Below are 210 nucleotides of genomic sequence, written 5' to 3'. Positions count from 1 at the left end.
CCCCCCCCCCCCCCCCCCCCCCCCCCCCCCCCCCCCCCCCCCCCCCCCCCCCCCCCCCCCCCCCTTCCAAAAAAAAACCCCCCCCCCCAGATTACTACGCGTCTCGTGGGCTCGGAGATGTGTATAAGAGACAGCGCCGGCACCGCGCGGCGTGCCGAAGATCGAGGTCACCTTCGACATCGACGCCAACGGCATCGTCAACGTCAGTGC

Annotated in this window: 1 pseudogene; it reads left to right on the top strand. The window is 71.9% G+C overall.

Annotated elements, in window-relative coordinates:
* Positions 1-136: 136 nt before the first annotated feature.
* Positions 137-210 (top strand): annotated as a pseudogene (locus ACPYOM_RS24445) (Hsp70 family protein); the annotation flags it as partial.

The organism is Monashia sp. HAY1-2A, from assembly GCF_056755315.1.
Note: the sequence above shows the minus strand (reverse complement) of the source record. Positions and strands in the feature narration are given on the sequence as shown.